At 51.5% G+C, this 22,879-nt stretch carries 20 protein-coding genes and 2 pseudogenes; 18 read left to right on the top strand and 4 right to left on the bottom strand.

The window, feature by feature from the left end:
* The 5 genes from MLE19_RS03200 to MLE19_RS03220 all read left to right on the top strand — a co-directional run bounded on the left by MLE19_RS03200 (window position 1) and on the right by MLE19_RS03220 (window position 5,305).
* Window positions 1-993 (top strand): branched-chain amino acid ABC transporter permease, encoded by a 993-nt coding sequence (locus tag MLE19_RS03200; protein WP_240716614.1) that lies wholly within the window; start codon window positions 1-3, stop codon window positions 991-993.
* 230 nt (window positions 994-1,223) lie between these two features.
* Entirely contained in the window at window positions 1,224-2,378 is a 1,155-nt protein-coding gene (locus MLE19_RS03205) for an acyl-CoA dehydrogenase family protein (RefSeq protein WP_240716615.1), read from the top strand.
* A 36-nt stretch (window positions 2,379-2,414) separates the two neighbouring features.
* Window positions 2,415-3,530 (top strand): enoyl-CoA hydratase/isomerase family protein, encoded by a 1,116-nt coding sequence (locus tag MLE19_RS03210; RefSeq protein ID WP_240716616.1) that lies wholly within the window; start codon window positions 2,415-2,417, stop codon window positions 3,528-3,530.
* Window positions 3,531-3,580: 50 nt separating this feature from the next.
* On the top strand, window positions 3,581-4,474 hold the full coding sequence (gene mmsB, locus MLE19_RS03215; protein WP_240716617.1) for a 3-hydroxyisobutyrate dehydrogenase: 894 nt from the start codon (window positions 3,581-3,583) through the stop codon (window positions 4,472-4,474).
* 204 nt (window positions 4,475-4,678) lie between these two features.
* Window positions 4,679-5,305, top strand: coding sequence for a glutathione S-transferase family protein (locus MLE19_RS03220; RefSeq protein ID WP_240716618.1), 627 nt, complete (start codon window positions 4,679-4,681; stop codon window positions 5,303-5,305).
* A gap of 113 nt (window positions 5,306-5,418) precedes the next feature.
* Here the strand turns inward: MLE19_RS03220 and MLE19_RS03225 are convergent, their stop codons facing one another.
* Window positions 5,419-6,339, bottom strand: coding sequence for a ketopantoate reductase family protein (locus MLE19_RS03225; protein WP_240716824.1), 921 nt, complete (start codon window positions 6,337-6,339; stop codon window positions 5,419-5,421).
* A 189-nt stretch (window positions 6,340-6,528) separates the two neighbouring features.
* On the opposite strand from MLE19_RS03225, the gene MLE19_RS03230 reads away from it, so the two are divergent.
* On the top strand, window positions 6,529-8,793 hold the full coding sequence (locus MLE19_RS03230) for a putative bifunctional diguanylate cyclase/phosphodiesterase (RefSeq protein ID WP_240716619.1): 2,265 nt from the start codon (window positions 6,529-6,531) through the stop codon (window positions 8,791-8,793).
* Window positions 8,794-9,635: 842 nt separating this feature from the next.
* Window positions 9,636-10,364 carry a Crp/Fnr family transcriptional regulator gene (locus tag MLE19_RS03235; RefSeq protein ID WP_240716620.1) on the top strand — a complete coding sequence of 243 codons (729 nt, stop codon included), beginning with the start codon at window positions 9,636-9,638 and terminating at the stop codon, window positions 10,362-10,364.
* A gap of 465 nt (window positions 10,365-10,829) precedes the next feature.
* On the opposite strand, the pseudogene MLE19_RS03240 reads toward MLE19_RS03235, so the two are convergent.
* Window positions 10,830-11,949, bottom strand: a pseudogene (locus MLE19_RS03240) (IS3 family transposase).
* A 172-nt stretch (window positions 11,950-12,121) separates the two neighbouring features.
* On the opposite strand from MLE19_RS03240, the gene MLE19_RS03245 reads away from it, so the two are divergent.
* A complete protein-coding gene (locus MLE19_RS03245) occupies window positions 12,122-12,613 on the top strand; it encodes an arsinothricin resistance N-acetyltransferase ArsN1 family B (protein WP_240716621.1) in 492 nt (163 codons plus the stop codon).
* A gap of 179 nt (window positions 12,614-12,792) precedes the next feature.
* Here MLE19_RS03245 and MLE19_RS03250 read toward each other — a convergent pair whose 3' ends face one another.
* Window positions 12,793-13,326 (bottom strand): invasion associated locus B family protein, encoded by a 534-nt coding sequence (locus tag MLE19_RS03250; RefSeq protein WP_240716622.1) that lies wholly within the window; start codon window positions 13,324-13,326, stop codon window positions 12,793-12,795.
* Between the two features lie 446 nt (window positions 13,327-13,772).
* Between MLE19_RS03250 and MLE19_RS03255 the strand changes: the two genes are divergently transcribed.
* The 9 genes and pseudogenes from MLE19_RS03255 to MLE19_RS03295 all read left to right on the top strand — a co-directional run bounded on the left by MLE19_RS03255 (window position 13,773) and on the right by MLE19_RS03295 (window position 20,887).
* Complete coding sequence (locus MLE19_RS03255; RefSeq protein WP_240716623.1) at window positions 13,773-14,678, top strand: hypothetical protein; 906 nt, start codon at window positions 13,773-13,775, stop codon at window positions 14,676-14,678.
* A gap of 277 nt (window positions 14,679-14,955) precedes the next feature.
* A complete protein-coding gene (locus MLE19_RS03260; RefSeq protein WP_240716624.1) occupies window positions 14,956-15,357 on the top strand; it encodes a DUF2784 domain-containing protein in 402 nt (133 codons plus the stop codon).
* Between the two features lie 53 nt (window positions 15,358-15,410).
* Complete coding sequence (locus MLE19_RS03265; RefSeq protein ID WP_240716625.1) at window positions 15,411-16,796, top strand: CHAD domain-containing protein; 1,386 nt, start codon at window positions 15,411-15,413, stop codon at window positions 16,794-16,796.
* An 88-nt stretch (window positions 16,797-16,884) separates the two neighbouring features.
* Window positions 16,885-17,091, top strand: a complete 207-nt coding sequence (locus MLE19_RS03270; protein ID WP_240716626.1) for a ParD-like family protein — start codon at window positions 16,885-16,887, stop codon at window positions 17,089-17,091.
* Entirely contained in the window at window positions 17,084-17,875 is a 792-nt protein-coding gene (gene map / locus MLE19_RS03275) for a type I methionyl aminopeptidase (RefSeq protein WP_240716627.1), read from the top strand. Before MLE19_RS03270 ends, map begins: the two co-directional genes overlap by 8 nt.
* Before the next feature lie 153 nt (window positions 17,876-18,028).
* Entirely contained in the window at window positions 18,029-19,393 is a 1,365-nt protein-coding gene (locus tag MLE19_RS03280; RefSeq protein WP_240716628.1) for a S8 family serine peptidase, read from the top strand.
* A gap of 67 nt (window positions 19,394-19,460) precedes the next feature.
* On the top strand, window positions 19,461-19,700 hold the full coding sequence (locus MLE19_RS03285) for a hypothetical protein (protein ID WP_240716629.1): 240 nt from the start codon (window positions 19,461-19,463) through the stop codon (window positions 19,698-19,700).
* 102 nt (window positions 19,701-19,802) lie between these two features.
* Window positions 19,803-20,351, top strand: a pseudogene (locus MLE19_RS03290) (GrpB family protein).
* Window positions 20,352-20,503: 152 nt separating this feature from the next.
* Window positions 20,504-20,887 (top strand): hypothetical protein, encoded by a 384-nt coding sequence (locus MLE19_RS03295; RefSeq protein ID WP_240716630.1) that lies wholly within the window; start codon window positions 20,504-20,506, stop codon window positions 20,885-20,887.
* A 191-nt stretch (window positions 20,888-21,078) separates the two neighbouring features.
* On the opposite strand, the gene MLE19_RS03300 is transcribed toward MLE19_RS03295, so the two are convergent.
* Window positions 21,079-21,780 carry an FMN-dependent NADH-azoreductase gene (locus MLE19_RS03300; protein WP_240716631.1) on the bottom strand — a complete coding sequence of 234 codons (702 nt, stop codon included), beginning with the start codon at window positions 21,778-21,780 and terminating at the stop codon, window positions 21,079-21,081.
* Window positions 21,781-21,900: 120 nt separating this feature from the next.
* Between MLE19_RS03300 and MLE19_RS03305 the strand changes: the two genes are divergently transcribed.
* Entirely contained in the window at window positions 21,901-22,800 is a 900-nt protein-coding gene (locus MLE19_RS03305; RefSeq protein ID WP_240716632.1) for a LysR substrate-binding domain-containing protein, read from the top strand.
* The last annotated feature ends 79 nt before the right edge of the window (window positions 22,801-22,879 follow it).

A 22,879-nucleotide genomic window follows, 5' to 3' on the forward strand; every position in this document is an offset into this window, starting at 1 on the left:
ATGGCAGAATCACAAACAATGACCGCGCCATCGGTGGTGCTTGAACGCCAGAAGCGAGCGAAGTTTCGCCGTAACATGTTCTATTTGGCGCTAATAGTGGCGGGGCTGGTGGCACCATTTTTAGCCTATCCCGTGTTTTTAATGAAAGTGCTCTGTTTTGCGCTGTTTGCCTGTGCCTTTAACCTGCTACTGGGCTATGCGGGGCTGTTGTCATTCGGCCATGCGGCGTTCCTGGCCACCGGCGGCTACGTAACCGGTTATCTGTTGGCGAGCTATCCAGGGTTGACGCCTGAGCTAGGCATTATTGCGGGTACTTTACTGGCCACGCTGCTTGGGGTGGTGTTTGGGGTGCTCTCTATTCGTCGTCAGGGCATCTATTTTGCCATGGTGACCTTGGCGATCGCCCAGCTGGTGTACTTCATGTTTGTTCAGGCACCTTTTACCGGTGGTGAAGATGGTTTGCACGGCGTGCCGCGTGGCGAACTGTTTGGGCTTATCAGCCTGAGCAGCAATCTAGCGATGTACTACTTTGTGTTTGCGATCTTCATCTTTGGCTTCGCGCTTATTCAGCGCACGGTGCATTCACCGTTCGGCCAAGTGCTAAAAGCGATTCGTGAAAATGAGCCCCGTGCGGTGTCGCTAGGCTACAACGTTGATGCCTACAAGCTGGTGGCGTTTGTGATCTCTGCAGGCTTGGCAGGGCTTGCCGGCTCCACCAAAACCGTCGTATTCCAGCTAGCCTCACTGACCGATGCGCACTGGCATATGTCCGGAGAGGTAATTTTGATGACCCTGCTGGGCGGCGTGGGTACTTTACTGGGTCCTTTAATGGGCGCAGGTATTGTGGTCAGCCTTCAGCATATTTTGGCGCAATCACCGCTGGGTAACTGGGTGAGCGTGATTTTGGGCATAATCTTTGTGATCTGTGTTCTCAGCTTCCGCAGCGGGATCATTGGTGAACTGGACAAGATGTACCGCAAAAACTTTAAGTAACTCCTTTGCGAACTACTGCACTCTCTCTGTCCCGTACTTATAAGTACTTCCTGTTGGGCGCCGGTTGGCGCCCTTTTTTTATTATCCGTTTTTCAACGCAAAAGTTGAGCGCCTACACCTAAGGTCGCAAACGCGAGCATGTTGCTTGTGGGCGGGTAAATGGATAAGTTAACGTTAACGTCAATTATAACGACAACAGCAGTGCGCACGCGCATTCGCGGAGATACGCCATGAATTTTGAACTCAATGAAGATCAGGTCGCCTTTGCCGATATGGCGCGGGCGTTTGCCCAAAACGAGCTAGAGCCCCATGCGGCCGAGTGGGATCAAACCTCGTTCTTTCCGGTTGATGTGATTCGTAAAGCAGGCGAGCTGGGGTTCTGCTCACTCTATGCGCCAGAAAGCGTAGGCGGGCTAGGGCTTTCGCGCCTGGACGCCAGCATTATTTTTGAACAGCTCTCCATGGGCTGCACCTCAACCACCGCGTATCTGACCATTCACAACATGGTCACCTGGATGCTGGCGGATTTCGGCATGCCGGAAGTGGTAGAGCAGTGGGGCGAAAAGCTAGCGACGGGCGAGCTGCTGGGCTCTTACTGTTTGACCGAGCCCAACGCCGGTTCAGACGCCGCTTCACTGAAAACCACCGCTAAACGCGATGGCGATCATTACGTACTGAACGGCAGCAAGATGTTTATCTCCGGCGCCGGTAGTACTGATTTTCTGGTGGTGATGGCGCGCACCGGCGGCGAGGGCGCCAAAGGCGTTTCCGCGTTTGCCGTAGATGCCAACAGCGATGGCATCAGCTACGGGCGCAAAGAGGAGAAAATGGGTTGGAACAGCCAGCCTACGCGCATGATCACTTTCGAAGAGGTACGGGTGCCCGCTAATCATCTGCTCGGTAACGAAGGCGACGGCTTCAAAATTGCCATGAAGGGCCTGGATGGTGGACGGATTAACATTGCCACTTGTTCAATCGGTACTGCCCAGCAGGCGATCAATAAAGCGCGTGAGTACATGCTTGAGCGCAAACAGTTCGGCAAGCGCTTAGCTGAGTTTCAGGCGCTGCAGTTCCGCTTGGCCGATATGGTCACTGAGCTGGTCGCCGCACGACAGTTAGTGCGCATGGCCGCCGTTAAGTTGGATGCAGGTCACGCCGATGCTACGACCTACTGTGCCATGGCCAAGCGCTTTGCTACCGATGTGGGATTCAAAGTATGCGATGAAGCGCTGCAGTTATACGGCGGCAACGGTTATATCAAGGAGTACCCTATGGAGCGCTACGTGCGCGATACCCGGGTACACCGTATTCTGGAAGGCACTAATGAAATCATGCGCCTGATCATCTCCCGTCGGGTATTGGCTGAAGGTGCCACTGAGCTGTAGCGGGGTAAATATGATCGTCACGGATAAGGAATGCCAATGAGTAGCGTACTGTTTACCGAACACCCTACTGGCGATGGCCATGTAATTGCCGAGATTAAGCTCAACGCTGAGCGCTCGCTTAATGCGCTAACGCTTGAGATGTGCGAAGAGATGTTGCCTCGTTTGCATGGTTGGGCAACCGACGAGCGGGTAGTGGCGATACTGCTGGATAGCGCAGGCGAGAAAGCGTTTTGTGCCGGAGGGGATGTCGTAAACCTCTACAAAGCGATTACCGGCCAGGGCGACCCCAGCTTTCCTGAGCGCTTTTTCGAGACCGAATATCGGCTCGATTATCTCCTCCATACCTACCCCAAACCAGTGATTTGCTGGGGTAATGGCATTGTGATGGGCGGTGGCATGGGGCTATTAAGTGCCAGCAGCCATCGTGTAGTAACCGAAACCTCCCGTTTAGCAATGCCAGAGGTCACTATCGGTCTTTATCCGGATGTGGGTGCCAGCTGGTTTTTGAATCGGCTCTCCAACGGTATAGGGCGCTTTTTGGCCATGACCGGCTGCCAAATCAACGCACCGGATGCAGTTCACCTTGGCTTGGCTGACCGCTGTATCGCCAGCCACCACCGTGACTCCATGCTGCAGCAGCTAACCGAAGCCCGTTGGGGGAAAGGCGAGGATACCGATGCTAATGGCGTGGTTAATCGCATTATGCGTGAGCTTGAGCAAACTTCGCAGCCGGTATTTGCCGAACTGGATGCGCCGGTTTACCAGCACTCTCCGCTAATTCGCGAGCTTATGGATCACGACAGCGTTGAGCAAATTATCGAGGCCATTGCGGCGGTCAAAAGTGACAATAAATGGTTCAGCAAAGCACAGCAAACGCTTGCTCACGGAAGCCCGGTCTCCGTTAAATTAATTGATGAGCAGCTCAAACGCGCCAAGTACATGTCACTGGCGGAAGTGTTCCAATCCGAAATGGCGCTTTCGGTACAGTGCTGCCGTCACCGTGAGTTTCCCGAAGGCGTGCGCGCGCTGTTGGTTGATAAAGATGGCCAACCGGCGTGGACTTACCCGGAGGTAGCTTTGGTAGAACAAAGCTTTATTGATGAACTGCTAGGCTCGCCGTGGGATAAGAACCCTCTGGCTGATCTAGGCTAACGAGAAGACCTAGATTTAACCTTCGTACACAAATAATAAGGACAAAAGAGATGACAACTGTCGCGTTTATCGGTTTAGGCAATATGGGTGGTCCGATGGCTGCCAACCTGGCAAAAGCAGGCTTTAACGTGCGCGCCTTTGATCTTTCTGAAGACGCACTAGAGACCGCCGAAGCCAACGGCTGCGAAGTGGCTTTCTCGGCTCAAGAGGCCGCCACCGGTGCAGATTTCGTAATCTCCATGCTGCCCGCAGGCAAGCATGTTCGCGGACTGTATGTAGAGGGTGATACCCCGCTGTTCGAAGTGATCAAGCAGAGCGCGCTGGTGATCGACTGCTCTACCATCGATGCCGATACCGCCCGTAGCGTCGCCGCTGAAGGCGAGCAGCTGGGTATTGGCTTTGTCGATGCGCCGGTTTCCGGCGGAGTGGGTGGCGCGCAAGCAGGCACGCTGACGTTTATCGTAGGCGGCTCAGAAGCTCAATTCGAACAGGCCAAGTTAGTGCTGGACGTAATGGGTAAAAACATCTTCCACGCCGGTGACCATGGCGCGGGGCAGGTGGCCAAGGTGTGCAACAACATGCTGCTATCCATCTTAATGGCAGGCACCTGTGAAGCAATCAATATGGGCGTTAAGAACGGCCTTGATCCCGCGGTGCTTTCGGAAATCATGAAGCAGAGTTCTGGCGGCAATTGGGCACTCAATGTTTACAATCCCTACCCAGGCGTCATGGAAAATGCACCGGCGTCTAAAAACTATCAAGGCGGTTTCCAGGTAGACCTGATGATCAAGGATCTGGGGCTAGCCATGGATGTCAGCCAACAAAGCGCCTCCGCCGTGCCCATGGGCTCCGCCGCCCGCTCACTGTTCACCCTGCACAAAGCCAAAGGCAACGGCAAGCTCGACTTCTCCAGCCTGATGAAGCTATATCAAGATGAAGCGTAAGAAGTAAGAGGATAGGGGGTGTAGCGCGCGGTAACGAATGTCGCGAGGAACGAGCGATATGAGGCACCCGCGATGGGCGGCAAAGCCTCCCCCTGCATCCCCACCATGCCCCATAAAGCCAAAACCAAAGCCAACCAACTTGCCACCCACCCCCACACACGGCAAACTCAGCTTCCTCACTATCCTCAAATAAAAAGGACAACCATGATTACGCTTTGGGGCCGCAACAACTCCACCAACGTCAAAAAAGTGCTGTGGGTACTGGAAGAGCTGGAACTAACTTTCAAGCAAATCCAAGCTGGTCTTCAGCACGGGGTAAACAACACCCCAGAGTACCTAGCCATGAACCCCACTGGTTTAGTGCCGCTACTCAAAGACGACGCCACCAATAGCGTACTGTGGGAATCCAACGCTATTATTCGCTACTTGGCTGCCCAGTATGGCCAGAGCAAGCTATGGATTGAAGAGCCCGCCAAGCGTGCCCAGATGGAGAAGTGGATGGAGTGGGCCAATAGCACGCTCACCCCAAACCACCGTAAAATATTGATGGGCTATGTAAGAACCCCGCCTGAAAAACGCGATAACGCCGCCATCGAAGCAGCGGTGAAAGAGTGCGAAGCGCTATTTGAAATAATGGATAACGCTCTAGCGAAACAGACTTGGTTTTCCGGAGACGAATTTGGTCTGGGCGACATTGCAATGGCACCGTTTTTCTACAATCTCTTCAACAGCGGCCTAACCTGGAAAACCCACCCCAACCTTGAACGCTGGTACCAACAGCTCAGCGAGTTACCCAGCTTCCAAAAAGTCGTGATGATCCCCGTTACATGATGCCTGGGCGTGGATTAGGTAAGCGAAGTTTTAGAGCGTGGTAACGAGGGCGTGAGGAGCAAACAGCCGAGGCGCATGCGGGAGGGCAGCGAAGCTGCCCCAATGGAAGGCGACTAAAACCTCGCCTCCACCGCTGCCAACTCATCATCTAACCCTTTTAATACCACGATTCCCAAGCCATGTCGCTCGGCGCTCTCAATCAACGGCCCCAGAATCGCTCCACGTTCGGTGAGGCGCTTGGCCTCAACATCCTGCAACATCGACGCCTTATTGTTCGCGGTGCTCTCAACCACCTGCCACACCAACGCCAACCATGCTTCTTCACCTTGGCCGTTATTGGGCGGCTGAATGTCTTCGGCAAACATAATCGATGCAACTTCCTTAACTACCGCCACCACACGGTCTGCATAGCCATCACCGCGTAATTCCCCGTTACGTACGCCATGTAGCGCTACAAGCGGATTAATCGCCGCGTTCACCGCTAGCTTTTGCCACAGCCGTTGGCGAATATCATCCACTGCCGTGGCGGCAATACCTGCCTGGGTTAATGCCTGCGCAAGTGTTTCCGCCAACTCGCCGTGCTGATTATTCAAATCGCCAACATAGGTATGCCCACGGCCTGCATGCACGACGCCATCATCACCGGTTAGATAAGCGCCTTCAGTGGTGGTCGCGCACAGCACCGGCCCAGTCCAGGTTTGGTTAATTCGCGGCTGCGCCAAAAAACCGTTTTGCCATAGTACAAGCGGAGTGGAAGGGGGGATAGCGCTGGCGAGGTTTTCAAGTGCTGCTTCAGCAGCCATCGCTTTGGTCGTGATATGTACATAGGCGGGCGATTTATGTGGTTCAGAAGCCAACTTGGTAACAGTGAGCACAATTAAACGCTTTACATGCTGCTTGCCTTCCGGCGTGGTAAGCGTTTGCCGTTCAGGCAGCGCTCGACGACCAATGAGAGTGGTATCAGCTAAGGGTGAAAGCGAATGAGCCAACAGGCGACCAATGGCACCTGGGCCCAGTATCCAGTGGGAATTCATCATTGAGTACGTTACCCCGCAGCAGTGTTGTCAATAAGCATAAGCATACCGTGTTCGCTGATGTTGCAGTCTTTTTATGATGTGCTCGTCATCTAATACTATTTCTTCACGATGCGTATTAGGATGGTAAGGCGCCGCTAATTAATTCTTAATATTTATTAGGAATAATGCTTCATACAGGCAATCAAAATGGCTTCTGTTATCAACGAATCGCGTCAAACTGCTTTGAATTTGCTAGTCAAGGCTGCAGCTTACTCGGCAGATTGCCCAAACGGGTTCCTGGTAGGCGGTGCAGAGGCTAATTGGAACCTGTTAGCAAGTTACGGAGGTGACTCCCAACTTCTTTTTGATGACTCAATTGAAAGCTGGTTGAAATTAAGCCTAACTAATAGGCAACCCATCATCATCAATGATGCATTAGGTCAGACTCTTCCTGCTTATTTTCACCAGCTACGCATCCTTGGGCATCAATTTGTTGTTGGCGTCGCTATATGGAGTGAAGAAGATAAAATAATAGGGGTATTATTTGTCAGCAGTCCTTTGCCACAACAACGGTTAAGTACTGCTCAAGTGTATGCCTTGCAGACACATGCGGCGCTAATTGGTCAAGTTCTTCAATTACAAACAGGATTATTCCTCCCGAAACAAAAACCTTTTATTGAACGCCTTCGCTTGTTGGAGTCAGTGGTGGTGAATGCGAAGGACGCAATCCTGATTACAGAAGCAGAGCCCATTGATCAGCCTGGACCAAGGATCGTTTATTGCAATCCGGCTTTTTTAAGCACGACGGGATACACGTTATCTGAAGTCATCGGGCAGACGCCACGAATTCTACAATGTGATGACACTAACCGTGCAACGCTGGATCTCATCCGAAAAGCGCTTTCAAGCTGGCAACCAATTGAAGTCGAGCTCATCAATACCCGCCGCGATGGCAGCAAATTTTGGGTCGAGCTAAGCATTGTCCCCGTGGCTAACGAGAAAGGCTGGTTCACGCATTGGGTGTCCGTGCAGCGGGATATCAGTGAGCGTAAGAAGTCCGAGTATTTAGCCATACAGGCGCTTACGGATCGAGAAGAAAAGGTTGCCTTGGAAAGTCGTTTAGAGGAGCGAGAGCGCATTGAAGAAGCGTTGTCATATGCCGCTTACCATGATGACTTAACGTCGTTGCATAACCGGGCATACTTAATGGCGCTCTTGTTGGGTGTTTTTAATAATAGTGGTCATGAGCTCACACCCGCTGCCACAGTACTTTTCCTGGATCTTGATAGATTTAAATTTGTAAACGACAGTCTAGGTCATCGGGCGGGAGACATACTTCTCAAAGTAGTCGCACGGCGACTCGAAAACTGTATTAGAGAAGACGATATATTAGCCAGGGTCGGCGGAGATGAGTTTGCTATCCTGCTTATTGGTGAGAATCAATCTTTTTTGGCGAACGAGCTTGCTCAGCGCATTGTCGGTCAATTAAGTTTGCCGGTTGTCATTGACGGGCATGATATTTTTACCTCTTGCAGCATAGGCATCGTGACCGCTGATCTAACACATTCCTCGCCAGAAGATCTGCTTCGAGATGCAGACATTGCAATGTATGTAGCCAAAAAGCAGGGCCGGGGGCGATGGGCTTTGTTCGATGTATCAATGCGTGAAGCGGCTATCGACGCGCTGGTGATGCAGAATGCTCTAAAGCAGGCTCTAGCGAATGATGAATTTTCTGTTGTCTATCAACCAATTTACAGCACGCTTACTGATGAGATATGCGGTGCAGAAGTCCTAGTGAGATGGCTTCATCCGGTGCTCGGTCCAGTATCTCCTGATCGCTTCATCACTGTGGCTGAGGATATCGGAGTCATACACGAATTAGGTAGCTGGGTCATGCATAAAGGGTGCGCTGAACTGCAACGTTGGAAGGCAGCGTTCCCCGAACTGGAGTTGCATCTGAACGTGAATGTGTCGGGTGTAGAGCTTAACCGAACAGGGTATGTTAGCCAGATAAAAGATATCCTTGCTCAGACAGGTATCGACGCCCATGATCTTCAGGTCGAAATCACTGAGTCCGTTTTTCTTCACCAGCCGGAAACAATAGCGCAAGTGCTGGAGGGCATTCGAGAGCTCGGTGTTCGTATAGCATTGGATGATTTTGGTACCGGGTACAGCGCACTCGGCTACATTGATCGCTACCCAATTGACGCCATCAAAATCGACCAGTCATTTGTATCCAGAATGATGGCTTACCATCGCAGTGATGCTATCGTCAGAAGTATATTGTCTTTGGGGCGAGCTCTGAATATTGATATCACCGCTGAGGGTGTCGAGACGCTGCCTCAATTACTTCGCTTAAGAGAAATGGAGTGCCCGTTTGTTCAGGGCTTTTTGTTAAGTCGCCCAGTAAACGCCGAAAAAATTATGATACTACTGCAATGTCAGAAAACAAAGTTGGCAACAACTTTTTAAACATTTTACGGGTTGTATCTGGGTTAAAGAGCATAAAGTAGCTGTTTAAAACTATTATAGCTGATGAAGTTTGGTTGTTATAATCGGTGCCTAGACAATATTGCTTTTCGAATACTAGGCTTGACAGGGCACCGCAGAACTTTGGTAGCTAGGTTCGTTTAATGCCCTAGTACATTGGTCTCGCTTTTCTTTGATGATTTTGCAGCTTTCTTCTCTTTTGCAGTTAACAGTGGTTTCTTCTTGACGTTTTTTTTACTGTCTTGTCCTTTGCTCATGATATATACCTGTATGAATCAATCAATTGACCAAAATTAAGCTGTATCAAACCAGCTTTTGAGAATTGATATTAGCGCACAAAGTGTCAACGCGCACTGTTATATCATTATGGCCCTATTAAAAGTCGCTATAAAAAGTTGATTTGCCAGACTCCCACCCGCCTCAGTAACCCTAATCTGTAGAGCCTGACCCTGCTCATAAAAATTTGGTCATGAAAATGCTTTTCAGACAAAGGTCAAGCACCACCCGCAATCGCCAGTTAGATAGGCGCCATGGCTTTGTTGCCGATAGCTGTTGCAATACGTAATGTGGTCGTTTTCTTTACACCGTGCGAATGTTCTCCCAGCGACGTTTCACCCTGATTATCGACAGCCAAGCAGGCCTAGTGCCAAATGCTGTCTACAGGTTCTTCCTAACGGCGATCAGTTAAACTTCACGCAAACGGTTGATAATGCACACTATCTATAACCTATGTTACGTTAGCAATGTAGGCATATGTATTAGAATAACGTTAATAAATCATATGTCTGAGAGGTAATAGAGTGGCTCTCCTTGATACAGTAGTGATGCGGGGCCTTAGTATCCAAGGTGCGCTGTCTCCTGAAGACAAGGCGGTGTTGCTGGGCCTTGAGCTCAACCCCCGGCATATGTCAGCCAGCGAGGTGCTATGGCAGGAGAGTGCGGTTGCTGATCTGTTCTGTGTGGTCAAGGAGGGATGGGCATACTCATATCGCAACTTGAAAAATGGTTCGAAGCAGATCCTCAAGTTCTACCTCCCCGGGGATATCGTCGGCATTCGCGATTTTGGCTTCACCCGTCGACTGTCAAGTGCATCGATGATTAATAAAGGTGTGATCTATCCGTTCTCATATCAGCAGCTTTTTGAACTCTTTGGGCGTTCGAACCTAGCTGTCGGTATCATGGCCACAGCGATGCGTCAGCAAGCACTCCTCTCTGAGAGGCTGATATACCTCGGTAAGTATTCCGCCCACGAGCAACTGGCTCACTTTCTCTACGAAATCTATCTGCGACTCAAGCGGATCGGGGACGTGGAGGACAATAGCTTCCTCATGCCGCTTACTCAGGAGCTGATTAGCGACGCACTGGGGATGAGCCCGGTACACGTGAGCCGGACCTTCTCAATGCTGCGTGAGGAGGGACTGGTGATTCGAGACCGCCAACACGTGAAGTTGCCCGACCCCGAGGCGTTGGCGAGGCTAGTCGAGTTCAATGACAGCTATATCGATGAACTCCTACCTCCCACGTTCTCTGAATTACTAAGAGCTAGGCTATAAAGCGCTGATAAGAAAAACGCCATTAGCCTCTATTGGTATGGCTGTTAGCTTGAAGATTCAATTAAAGAAATCAAATAACTTGAATGGAGTGTGATAGCTAACCAATACAGGCCAGTAATTTTATGGGAGTTAGTGGCTCTTGCCATCGCGGTGGTGGCTATTCTTAAAGGCAGGGTAGAGGCAGCATCGAGGTTGGATGGTGGGTGTCTACCTGGGGCTGGTCGGTGCCTTTATCGGTACTCTAGCGCCGGGGCGCTGGCTCGCTGTGCAGCTAGGTATGTGGTGACGTTAAAAGCCTGTATCACAGATACAGCCGCTGAACTCCTAGCGGAGCACTCCAATCGCTGTTGAGCTTATGCTAACTTAGCGTTAACGACCTCTGTGGTAGCGTTCCGGTTTGTCTTTGCTCTTGCATCCGTGGCTCTGCGCGCCATTTCTGGGTCGACGATCGACGTCACCCCATCTTCAGTAGCACCCGGGTTTAGAGTCTGAAGTTACTTTATCGTGTTTTAACACCAGTTGCTCGGCATAGGCGGAAGGCGGCAACCCGCCAAGACTCTTCTTCGGTCTTTCTTCGTTATACTCCCGTCGCCACGCCTCAATGATGACCCTCGCGTGATGTAGGCTGGTGAACCAGTGCTCATTTAGACATTCGTCTCTAAAACGCCCGTTGAACGATTCGATGTAGGCGTTTTGATTGGGCTTTCCAGGTTCGATTAAAAACAGGGCAACACCACGTTGATGAGCCCACGTCAGCATGGCGCGTCCGCAGAACTCCTTTCCATTATCCGTACGAAGGGCACTTGGTAGGCCACGTTGTAGCGCTAGATGATCCAGAATCCGTGTTAACGACAGCCCGTCAATGGCACGGTCAGGCACGATAGCCACGGCTTCATGGGTGGCGTCGTCGACAATGGTGAGGTTCTTGATCACTCTTCCTTCCGCCGTGCGGTCAAACACAAAATCCATTGACCAAACTTGGTTGGCGGCACCAGGGCGGCCAAGGGGCTTTCGCTCAGACGTCGGAACCTTCTTACGCTTGGGCGTTTTACCTGTAACTGAGCCGCTGCGTAGAGACGCTCTACGCGCTTATGATTGACCTGTTCACCCGCTTGACGCAGCTTCAAGTAGATCATGCCAGCGCCGTAGCGACGATGCCGATGTGCCAAGGCAACAATGCGTTCACGCAATACCTCATTGCGGTCAGGGGCCGATTGATAGCGCAACGCACTGGCACTCATACGGATGACACGGAGCGCCCGGCGCTCGCTTAGACCACGTGACACCATGAAGCGCACCACGTCGCGGCGTGCAGCGGCACTCACCACTTTTTTCTAAGCGCCTCGCGAGTGACCTCCATTTCCAGTAGTGATTCGGCGAGCAGCTTTTTTAAGCGTCCATTTTCGGCTTCGAGTTCTTTGAGACGCTTGGCATCGGGTACGCTCATGCCACCAAACTTGCTGCGCCATAGGTAGTAACTGGCTTCAGAGAAACCGTGCCGACGGCACAGCTCCTTGATGGGCAGTCCTGCTTCGGCTTCGCCCAGGAAACCAATGATCTGTTCTTCGCTGAAACGCTTCTTCATGTCCAATCTCCTTACGCATAGGATCGGACTCTAAAGTGTAGCGCTACTCAATCCGGGGGTGACGTCGCGATATTAACCGTGGTCAGCTATTCCATTGCCCAGGGGCGGCGTGCCAATATCCTGCTTGTTACTGCGGTGGCCTTAAATCTTAAGAACATAAACGGAAGAAACTATGATAAGAGAGGCCGTTGAGAGCGATGCGGCAGCAATTTCGCACATTTATAATTTCTATATTGAAAATACCGTTATTTCATTTGAAGAAAAGCCAGTATCCAGCTCAGTCATCCAGAGCCGAATTGAGGCTGTTCGGGAGGCAGGCCTACCTTGGGTGGTGGCAATAGAAAATGATGTGGTGGTGGGGTATGCCTACGCGACCAAATGGAAAGAAAGAAGCGCCTATCGATTTTCAGTCGAGGTCAGCGTCTACCTTGCCAACCAAATGCAAGGCAGGGGCTTGGGCGCCAAATTGTATGAAACCGTTTTTTCCAAGCTCAAAGAAGCCAGGATTAATACAGTGATTGGCGGCATAACGCTTCCAAACCCAGCCAGCGTTGCACTGCATGAAAAAATGGGCATGAAAAAAGTAGCCCATTTTGAAAAGGTAGGATTCAAGTTCAATCAGTGGCAAGACGTTGGCTACTGGCAGTTAAATCTGAATATCTGATCGTAAAGCGGCGGATTTTAGGAGTGTGTAGCGGTTTTCAATCAGGGGACGTCGGGACTGGACGCGCTTAACTGGGTAGCGCCCCCCATCGTATCGGCGTTTCGCGCAAGCCCGCTGGCAATGGCTGGGTAGAGATGCCGGCTCCTATGAGCCGGCTTTGTCTGGCAATGCCTCTAAGATCAGGGAGCGATGCGGGTACTGGCATCGGTAAAGCCGATCAGCGAAATATCGATATCCATGCGTTCACCGCGTGGACTAATCATGCTGAGGGTTGCCGTACTGCCGCTGCGGAGTTGCTGGAACATCGCCGGTTCAATGGGGGCGTCAGCACGGCACCCTTGCTCCTGACAGACCTGGTAAGGGAACTGGATTGGCTCGCCATTATCCACACTGAATTGCAAACCCGGGGCCAGACGTACTCCCAACGGCACAAAGAAGCTCATCACCGGGTCATCAATCTGGGGCGGATAGTCGAGAATTACCTGCATCAACGGCTGATTGCTGTCTGGTTGAGTGATCAATTGCGACATCGCACAAGGGGTCGGACCCTCGGCATCACGCTGGCAGCGGACTTCCCAATCCTGGAACGACTCGGTGGTGACATTATTACCGGAAGCCGCCCCCGGTTGTTGTTGGCTGAAGGCGTTGGGAGACAACGCTAAGAGCGATAATAGGCCCATCTTGCATAGGTTTTGAGTCAGATTGTGCGGCATTGGCGTAACCTCCTGTTGGTTAACTGATGGTGAGTAATAATACTCACCATGCCTGCTTGTTCGCTTGAGGTCGAGCCCCCTTGGTTCACGAGAGCTTGCATGGGCGGTTTACCTTCATCTTAACCCAGTCTTCCTGAGTGTTTATTTATTTAGCTCTACCTAAAGTAAGCGTGCAAATATTTGCCTCATCGTCCGCTCATGGCTAGTAGCGACAACAGTTAATGAGGATGAGTAACTTCGTCTGTAAACGCGCCTTCACCCATAGCTCGGTATTTATTTTGTCCCGCCAACGAACCCAAGCGCCATATCGCCATGTGTTGAATGAGCGTTTCTAGCCGAATCAAAAACTTTCCTTCATATTAACCACAGGGTTAGATTACGGCCCGCTAATGACCATACGTTAGCCATCAAAGTAGCGATAGCGCTTAAGCGAGAGGATTGCACCAATGACAGGGACTAATAAACCATCAACGATGGGATTGTTGAGTGACAACCGGGTAAAGGTAATCTTAGTCATCGCGATTATCGCGTTGGTCTGGGCTGTTGTGGCGCATACCATTGCAGGTTCGCGGCAGGACAATTTGGAGGCACTCGAAACGCAGCTGGCTGAAACCGAGAGAAAGCATCAGCAGATTCAGTCGGAGATGTCTGAGGTGGAAGCCGCAGAGCTGGACTTGGCAACACTGCAGCAGAGAATGAACGCTCTGGAAGCTGAACAAGCCGAAGCTGAAGCCGCGCTTGCTTCGACGCGGGCCGACATTGCCAATGCTGAAGAAGATTTGTCCGCGTTACGGGGTGAGCGTGAAACCCGCGAAGAAGAAATAGAAACTCTTAACGAGCAGGTAGACGAAAGGCAGAGCCGCCTTGAGGAAGTGAATGAGACCTACGCCGAGGTAGAAGCTGAAAAAGAGGAGGCCGAATCTGCACGCGATGCCGCTCAACAGTCTCGTCAAGAGGCAGAAGAGGCCCGCAACCAGGTTGAAGCAGAGCTAGAAGCGCTGAACACTGAGATCGAAGAGGCTGAAGCCGCCCGCGATGCCGCTCAACAGTCTCGTCAAGAATCAGAGGAGGCACTTAGTCAGGTTGAGGCTGAACTTGAAGCGCTAAACACTGAAAAAGCAGAGGCCGAAGCAGCCCGCGATGACGCTCAGCAGTCTCGTCAAGAGGCAGAAGAGGCCCGCAGCCAAGTTGAAGCAGAGATTGAAGCGCTAAATGCCGATATTGAAGAGGCCAATAATCAACTTTCCACGGTCGGTGATCAGGTAAGTGAATTGGAAGCAACGCGTGATGCACTCACCGTTGAAATCACTTCGCTTAGAGTGATGCGCGACCAAGCGCAAACGCCTGAATGATTGTCTCGCTTTAATGCACACATCCGCAGCGCTCTAAACGCATCTCCCCGCTTGTTAAGCGGGGAGGTCGTCACAGATCTCCCGTTAAACCTAATGCTCGCTTATGAGTCGCTTGGGTAAATAATGTCTTGGTCTGCTTATAGCGAATGAGTAGTTGTCGCGCTTTAACGAGGAGTTTTTTTGCCAGCTGGTCCCGTAACCACTGCCCCTGAACACCCTGCCAGCTCCTACTGTCGAAGCACTAAGCTCACTATTTGACAGCAGGTACTCTCTCCCTATGCCGCCATCACTATTTCTCCTGCTTGCCGATGCCATCCTCATTCTCCATGTGCTGTTTGTGGCCTACGTTGTTCTTGGTTTGTTCGCAGTTTACGCAGGCTATTTTCTGCACTGGCCGTGGGTGCGCAACCGCGTTTTCCGCGTCATCCATCTATGTGCCATTGGTTACGTGGTGGGGCAGGCTTGGTTAGGTGTGGTCTGCCCATTAACAATATGGGAAATGGCGCTGCGGGCAGAGGCGGGGACGGCCGCCTATTCAGGCTCTTTTATCCAGTATTGGCTGCATAGCCTGCTCTATTTCAGGCTGCCGGAGTGGGTTTTTGTGGTGGTTTATACTCTTTTCGGCAGCTTGGTTTTAGCGAGCTGGTTTGTGGTGAAGCCTAATAAGCGCGCTCGCTAGGTGGTGGGGGTGTACTAAACTTCGATCAATACACCGCACTTGGAAGTAAGCCCATGAGGCATCTATATGTAATGCGCCACGCCAAGGCCAAGCAGCCCAGTGGCGATATGACCGACCACCAACCACCATTGAGCAAGCGTGGAAAACGTCAGGCAGCGGAGATGGCCAATGTGCTGCAGCGCTGGCAAGCGTTGGAAGGAGAGGTGTACGCCAGTACCGCGGCACGCACACGGGAAACCTTTGATGAGGTCGTGGCGCAACTGCCCGAGCGAGCCCTGGCCAAGCAGGTTCACTTTGATGAAGCCCTTTATACGTTTGATGGCAAGGGCCTCCTTGCATGGCTGAAAGCGCTGCCTGATGAGGCCGAAAGGGTGCTGTTGATCAGCCACAATCCAGCCCTACATGACCTGGCCCGTTGGATAAATAAAGTAACGCCCCATTCGCTGCCCACGGGTAGCGTGCTGCACTTCACGCTACAAGTTACTTTCTGGAAAAACGTTGAGCAGGGCTCTGCCGAGCTGTCGGAATACCTAACCCCGGAAATGGCCAGTTATTCCCTTTTCAAGCGCCTTGCCCCTAAGCCACCAGAACACAATCATGATACCGCCAGCCGTATTCGCGACATGCTGGAGCATCAGTATCAAGTGATCAGGGCGTTAGAGCCTGGGGTTGTCGCGGGCATTGATCCTGAGTTTCTGCATCAGTACCGGGTCAATCTGCGTCGTAGCCGGGCAGTGGGAGAATCCTTACGCTCTGTTACTAAAGTGTCCGACCTGAAGAAGATGCTTAAGCGGCTCAAACATCGTGGCCAGGCCACCAGTGATCTACGCGATATTGATGTGTTTCTGGAAGATATCATCAAGACGCCACCGCCGATCTCTTCTGGCACTCGCCAGGGTTTAACGCATTGGCTGCAAGGTTGCCAATGGGCTCAGCACCAAGTTCTTTGCCAGCAGTTGATCGAACCTGAGTATGCAGCGGATTTACTAGCTTGGCAGAACTTTATCGCTTCTGTCGAGGTTGAAAAGGCGCTGTCAAAACTCACGCCAAAGCGTATTCAGTCAGTAGTGGATGAACGTGTCGCCCGCCACGATGAGGATCTAAAGGCACTCTCATTGGACGCTCAAGACACCGATTTCCATGACCTGCGCAAGGGCGTAAAGCGCATTCGCTACTTGGCTGATCTGAACCCAGAGGCCCCCAAGGCGTTTCTGTCTGAACTGAAGCACCGCCAGCGCCTGCTAGGTGACTTTCAGGACTTGTGTTCCCGTCAGGCCTGGCTGGATGCCTTTGGCAAAAGCCAAGATAAAGACCCGCAGCAACAGCAAGAGTGTACCCAGTGGCGCGATTCGTTAGATAAGCCGAAGCTGGCGCTGCGCAAGAAGGTGCTGGCACTCAAACCATTTGTATTGAAGCCACTGACTAACGTGACAGCTTGACAACGTATAAAGATAGCCTTGCCGACAGTCGTTGTGCGCTATATGATTCGTATATGGTTTGTATTCATATCATATGCTGGGTGGTGTGATGGGTATCGTAAAAATCAATGATCAATTACATGAAGATATTCGCAAAGCGAGTTCAGTGATGGTGCGCTCTATCAATGCGCAAGCGGAGTATTGGATAAAGGTGGGCATGCTGGCTGAGGCTAATCCGAGCATGACCTTCTCTGACATTATGCGTGAGCAAATGAAGCAAGCCGACGTTGATGTTAGGAAGGTGGTCAGTGCCTAAGGTAATCCTGAAAAGCGAAGAGGAATTGAATTTAATGCGTGAAGCCGGGCGTCTACTCGCTTTGGTATTTAGTTATCTCGATGAACAAATAGCGCCCGGCGTATCCACCATGGCCATTAATGATTGGGCCGAGCGCTATATCGTTGACCAATTAAAAGCTCGCCCAGCCAGTAAGGGGCAGTACGATTATCAGTATGTGCTCAATGCATCGGTAAACCATGTGGTGTGTCATGGCGTTCCCTCTGAAACCCAAAAGCTTAAGTCGGGCGATATCGTTAATGTTGATATTACCCTAGAGAAAGATGGCTTTATCGCTGACTCAAGCAAGATGTACCTGATCGGCGACGTCTCTCCCTATGCAAAGCGGCTGGTCGACAAGACCTATGAGGCGCTGTGGCAAGGAATCCACGCGGTCAAGCCCGGAGCCACCTTAGGCGATGTTGGTTATGCGATTCAGCAGCATGCTGAAAAGCACGGCTACTCTGTTGTGCGGGAGTATTGCGGCCATGGCATTGGTCGGGAAATGCACGAAGAGCCCCAGGTGCTGCATTACGGAAAGAAGGGCAGAGGCTTGGTGTTAAAAGAGGGCATGGTGTTTACCATTGAGCCCATGATTAATCAGGGCCGGGCCAAGATAAAAACCAAACGGGATGGCTGGACAGTGGTGACCAGTGACAAAAAACTTTCTGCGCAGTGGGAGCATACCATTGCGGTCACATCTTCTGGTTTTGAAGTACTCACCCTGCGCGATGACGAGCGCATTTCAGCTGAATGTAAGCCTTAATCGCCGCATACATCCCCTCCGTTTCTTCAATAGCTGCATAGTCCTAATGGTTACGGAATCCCTCTGGCGAAGTTGAACAGTTGAGTTAAGCTGAAAGCATCAGCTTTTTGCGTATTCATAGTTTAAAAAAGCCAAACGAAAAGGAGGTCAGTGATGGCTAAAAATCCGACAGGTAGCAAAAACGGAAAAAAACCATCAAATGATAAAGGAGCGTTTGCCACCGTTTCATGCAGTACCGAAAAACTTCTTTTAGCGGCCCTTGAGAGGGGTGGCAGCTGTCTGGAAACAGGCCGTTTTCTGATCAGCTTCCGCGAAGGATGGGTGGAAGAGGGGATCAAGTCGCTAAAAGCCCAGGACTTTCGGGTGGCTGATGCACGTGACTTTACCGATCAGGCTGTCAGCCTGGAAGACGCCGGGGACGCCGAAGCAATGGTGTTTCCCGAGCTAGGCGTGGCACTGGTGGGTGGTGATGCCTTGGAGCAACATGGCATGAGTGTGTTGGATAAGGTGTCCGCGGACAGCCCCATCGAAATCATTGAGCCGGAGTACTTTGCGTTTTCCGAGAGCTCTGGTTTTAAAAGCTCTGATTTTAAAAACGCTGGTTCTAAAAACTCGGAATACCTCCGTGGCTTCTTGCGGGCAGCGAGCACCATCGCGCGTGACTTGGGTGTCGACCTTGATAGGGATGACCCCGATGAGGGGCCTGAGTCTGACGCTCAGCAGTCGACTTGGGGGCTGACCCACTGCAAGGTGCCACAAAGCAGTTGGAGCGGCGCAGGCATTAAAGTGGCCGTGCTGGATACCGGGATGGATCTTGGCCACCCGGATTTCGCTGGACGGGAATTCGTTACCCGCTCATTTGTCGGTGAGCCGGTGCAAGATATGAATGGGCATGGGACGCACTGCATCGGCACGGCTTGTGGGCCTCAAGCTCCTGGTGAAAACACGCAGCGTTACGGAATCGCGTATGAAGCAGAGGTATACGTCGGCAAGGTGCTGACCAACTCGGGCAGCAGCACCGGCGCGGGCGTGCTCGCTGGCTTGAACTGGGCCATCGCCAACCGGTGTGAGGTGATCTCGATGTCGCTTGGCAGCCAGAGCCCGGTGCAGGCCGCCTACACCCATGCGGGTGAAGCGGCGCTGCGTAACGGGTGCCTCATTATTGCCGCGGCGGGAAATTCTGCGACCAATACAGGCGCGCCTGCCAACTCACCTACCGTGATGTCAGTCGCATCTCTCGATCCGAACCTGAAGCCCTCCAGCTTTTCCAATCATGGCAAGATTGAGATTGCCGCGCCTGGGCGCGATATCTTCTCTTCATGGCCACGGCCTACTCGGCATAAGGCGATCAGTGGCACCAGCATGGCGGCGCCACACGTGGCAGGCTGCGCAGCCCTTTGGGCACAGTCTGATGACGCTTTGCGGGGAAGGAAGCTGTGGCAGCAGTTGATGGCTTCAGCGCAAGAGCTGCCATTGCCGGAATCCAGCGTGGGAGCAGGATTGGTGCAAGCGCCCTAATATGGGCTGCGCGCTGGGCAGCTCCTCTTTCAGGCCGCCCAGCGCACTCACTGTGGAGATATGCTAGATGCCAACGGTAGCGCTATGGTTAATCACTATTTCCAGTGATCAACCGATAAATGAAATGGCCACACGGCTCAGCGAGGAAGGGCTGACTATCAAGGACATCCTTGAAGAGATCGGCTGTATAACCGGCTCGGCAGACGATGTCACGGCGGAACGGCTCAAGCATATACAAGGCGTGGTGGATATTGCGCCGGATATGCAGATTGATGTGGGGCTGCCGGGCTCTGAGGAGACTTGGTAAATAAAGGGAAAAAATATGCTGTATGCAAACGCATTTAGTTATAAAAAATGGGCCAACATTGAGCTTATATAACTTCGCGTATCAAAACTCGAAGCAGGGAGCATGAAGGCCGTGGATGAAGCGGAGTCCTTAAGCCGAGCGATTAACGAGGAGGTGGTGCTCACTCCATATAATACTGCTTGGCCAGCTTTGTTTGAGAACGAGCGAGATAGGCTTTTGGGTTTGTTTCCTGGTGAGTTTGTAGCAATCGAACATATTGGTAGCACTGCCGTACCTGGGCTTTCAGCCAAACCGATCATTGATATCTTGGCAGGCGTTGATTCGATGCCAACCGCCGATGATTAAATGCAACCGTTATGCGCTTCAAAATATGCAACCTCAATGGAATACAACGCCGAATTAGTGGAGCGGCGTTGGTTGATGTGGTGGGCCAAGGGGCGTAGGACGCATCATCTGCATCTTATGGTGTACGGTAGCCAAGAGTGGAACCGGCGCTTGGCGTTTCGCAATAGCCTTCGTGAAAGTGCTAAGCTAGCTAAGCAGTATGAAATTAATAAGCAACATTGGGCTGCAGAATTTAAAACAGATCGAGAAGCCTACACGGCAGCGAAGGGAGATTTTATTGTTAGGCAGCTTCAGAACTGTTCTTAGATTAATCATTTTTGTCCGTAAATGAGTTGCTTTCTAATAGACCATTTTAGCTAAACATCCTATGGCCGGTTTAGAGGCGTAGTGGTGTACTGATTTCAGAAAAAGGGTGCCGTTCCAAGCAGGTTTTATTTGATAAAGCACGCGGAGGTAGCATGGCTACCATATCGGATGATGTGCAGTTTTCTGAGCTAATGAGCCAAATTCGCCATCTTGGAGCAACGCGCTTTGTGATGCTTGGCGTTTTCGTAGCCCTTACGGTAGGAGGAGTGACTCTCCACTATAAGTTGGTTGAGCTGAGTATAAGCACAAGTACTACTCTTTATACGCGGATTATCGGTACTGCAGTTGCCTCGATGTTTATCTATCTTGAGATTTTATCAAGTTACAAATACAAGAAACTGGTAGACCGAGCTATTACGCTTGAAGGCAGTGCCGGAATGGTACTCTGTGGTGAGAGCGTCCGCGTTATAGGTCCTGTTACTCTTGGTACAATAGCCCTGTATACTTTGGTTATAGTGATTTGGTGGATCTTTTAAATGCACTTAAAGATTTCAGTTTGCTAAACGTATTGATTTGATTAACGCAAGCCGGAGAAAACGATGCCTGCCTAAGCAGTGGCTTTCATTCGAGAAACCCGATTCGATCCCGAAATTAAACACTATTTAGAAGGCATCGATGCAACTCTCCATGGTTCGGGCTGTTAACGATCAAAAGTCATCTACTGTATTTAAGCCGGTTGAAGTGATGTCGCGTTTTCCAACGCCACTTGTAACTCATCAACGAGCGTTTCAACTTTCTGTATCGCATCAGCAACCGATTTGGCCAATATCTCTCCACCCACTTCCTGTCCTTCAATGGCAATGTAGTGAAGGCGAGTAATACCGACAAATTCGAGCGCCGTGGTCAGGTGTGTTTCCAGGTGGTTCATATGGGCCATTTCCTCGCCAGGCGACATATTCACGCCGCCTCTGGCGGTAAGAATAATCGCGTGCCTTGGACGATCAGCAAGCATTGGTACATAAGGGTCGGTTGGGTTGCTCTCATCGATCTCTACTGTTCGGCCTGCGCGCACTACTTGGTCGACCCATGCCTTAAGGGCGGCAGGCATGCCGAAATTGTAGAGTGGCGTACCGATCACCAGAATATCCGCTGCAATCAGCTCATCAACCAGTTGGTCGCTTTCAGCCAGCGCGTCTTTCATCCAGGGCTCTAGACGCTCTTGGGGTGTGAAGGCAGACGCAATCCAGTCGTGATTAATAAAAGACGGCGGGTTTTGACCTATGTCTCGATAAGTGACGGTGTCTTGCGGACGGCCTGATTGCCACTGACCAGCAAACTGGTAGGTCAGATGGCGACTATGCGAACCGTGGTTATCTGTTCCAGCAATACCGGGCCGGGCACTAGCGTCTATATGCAGGATGTGTGTCATGGGTAATCTCCATTTCTGAGCTAAATTCATCTATGATTAACGACAGGCTTAGCGTAGGCCTTGCCTATAGGGCCGAACAAACGATCTTTTCTTGTTGTTATAGATGAGTAAAACTCAGTTATGAGCTATCGACGCTTACCCTCTCTTTCAGCGCTACGTGCCTTTGAAGCAGCTGCCCGCCATGAAAGTGCCAAGCAGGCGGCGCTAGAACTCTCGGTGACACCCACTGCGATTAGCCATCAAATTCGTGGGCTTGAGGAGGCGCTGGGCATCGCACTGTTTGTACGCAAACCTAGACAGCTAGCACTGACGCCGAGCGGGCGGGAGCTGCAGCAGGTGTTGGAAACTTCGTTCGATAATATTAGTCATACCATTGAGCGCATGAGTGCTTTGCCAGAGCGCAGAGGGATTACCCTGACGACGACCCCCGTGGTAGCCGTACGCTGGCTACTGCCTTGGGTTTGCCTGTTGCGTGACGCCCATCCCGACATTGACCTGCGCATTCATGCCTCTCATGAACCTGTGGCACTGGATGGCGTTACTGCCGATCTCGCCATTCGCCATGGCGATGGACGCTGGTCAGGGTTAGTGGCCGAGAAGCTGTTTGATACCACGTTGATCCCAACCTGCAGCCCGCAACTTGTGAAGCACGTTGCAGGAGATTTCACGAAGTATCCACTGATTCACTTTCGTCCTCAGGGCATATTGATTTCGCCAATGGACTGGGTTGGCTATCAAAAAGTAGCGCAAATACCGGGTTTGAATATTGATGCAGGATTGGCATTTTCTGATGAAAGCCACGCTATCTCGGCGGCTGTGGGTGGCCAGGGTGTAATGCTGATGAGTCGTCAGTTGATAGTGGATGAGTTGGCTGAAGGACGCCTGGTACAACCCTTTGGCCCCGAACTAAATGACCGCGCCTTTTTCCTGGTCTACTCAGAGAGCCGCCGCAACGATCCGGTTATTCTGGCTATCCGAGAGTGGGTGATGGCGGTGCCGAGGGTTCAATCAAACCAGTAAACGTATATTTAAGCCGATTTTTATACCGTTATCTTAAGTAAGTTGCACATCAAGACCACCTTCCTGCCTATCGAGTACA

Origin of the sequence: Vreelandella neptunia (genome assembly GCF_022489065.1) — a bacterium.
Taxonomy (GTDB): domain Bacteria; phylum Pseudomonadota; class Gammaproteobacteria; order Pseudomonadales; family Halomonadaceae; genus Vreelandella; species Vreelandella neptunia_A.

What these genes read in the sequence shown, in the direction of transcription:
- MLE19_RS03200 (WP_240716614.1), top strand. Translation starts at nt 1, where the DNA reads ATGGCAGAATCACAAACAATGACCGCGCCATCGGTGGTGCTTGAACGC.
- MLE19_RS03205 (WP_240716615.1), top strand. Translation starts at nt 1,224, where the DNA reads ATGAATTTTGAACTCAATGAAGATCAGGTCGCCTTTGCCGATATGGCG.
- MLE19_RS03210 (WP_240716616.1), top strand. Translation starts at nt 2,415, where the DNA reads ATGAGTAGCGTACTGTTTACCGAACACCCTACTGGCGATGGCCATGTA.
- mmsB (WP_240716617.1), top strand. Translation starts at nt 3,581, where the DNA reads ATGACAACTGTCGCGTTTATCGGTTTAGGCAATATGGGTGGTCCGATG.
- MLE19_RS03220 (WP_240716618.1), top strand. Translation starts at nt 4,679, where the DNA reads ATGATTACGCTTTGGGGCCGCAACAACTCCACCAACGTCAAAAAAGTG.
- MLE19_RS03225 (WP_240716824.1), bottom strand. Translation starts at nt 6,339, where the DNA reads ATGAATTCCCACTGGATACTGGGCCCAGGTGCCATTGGTCGCCTGTTG.
- MLE19_RS03230 (WP_240716619.1), top strand. Translation starts at nt 6,529, where the DNA reads ATGGCTTCTGTTATCAACGAATCGCGTCAAACTGCTTTGAATTTGCTA.
- MLE19_RS03235 (WP_240716620.1), top strand. Translation starts at nt 9,636, where the DNA reads ATGCGGGGCCTTAGTATCCAAGGTGCGCTGTCTCCTGAAGACAAGGCG.
- MLE19_RS03245 (WP_240716621.1), top strand. Translation starts at nt 12,122, where the DNA reads ATGATAAGAGAGGCCGTTGAGAGCGATGCGGCAGCAATTTCGCACATT.
- MLE19_RS03250 (WP_240716622.1), bottom strand. Translation starts at nt 13,326, where the DNA reads ATGCCGCACAATCTGACTCAAAACCTATGCAAGATGGGCCTATTATCG.
- MLE19_RS03255 (WP_240716623.1), top strand. Translation starts at nt 13,773, where the DNA reads ATGACAGGGACTAATAAACCATCAACGATGGGATTGTTGAGTGACAAC.
- MLE19_RS03260 (WP_240716624.1), top strand. Translation starts at nt 14,956, where the DNA reads ATGCCGCCATCACTATTTCTCCTGCTTGCCGATGCCATCCTCATTCTC.
- MLE19_RS03265 (WP_240716625.1), top strand. Translation starts at nt 15,411, where the DNA reads ATGAGGCATCTATATGTAATGCGCCACGCCAAGGCCAAGCAGCCCAGT.
- MLE19_RS03270 (WP_240716626.1), top strand. Translation starts at nt 16,885, where the DNA reads ATGGGTATCGTAAAAATCAATGATCAATTACATGAAGATATTCGCAAA.
- MLE19_RS03280 (WP_240716628.1), top strand. Translation starts at nt 18,029, where the DNA reads ATGGCTAAAAATCCGACAGGTAGCAAAAACGGAAAAAAACCATCAAAT.
- MLE19_RS03285 (WP_240716629.1), top strand. Translation starts at nt 19,461, where the DNA reads ATGCCAACGGTAGCGCTATGGTTAATCACTATTTCCAGTGATCAACCG.
- MLE19_RS03295 (WP_240716630.1), top strand. Translation starts at nt 20,504, where the DNA reads ATGGCTACCATATCGGATGATGTGCAGTTTTCTGAGCTAATGAGCCAA.
- MLE19_RS03300 (WP_240716631.1), bottom strand. Translation starts at nt 21,780, where the DNA reads ATGACACACATCCTGCATATAGACGCTAGTGCCCGGCCCGGTATTGCT.
- MLE19_RS03305 (WP_240716632.1), top strand. Translation starts at nt 21,901, where the DNA reads ATGAGCTATCGACGCTTACCCTCTCTTTCAGCGCTACGTGCCTTTGAA.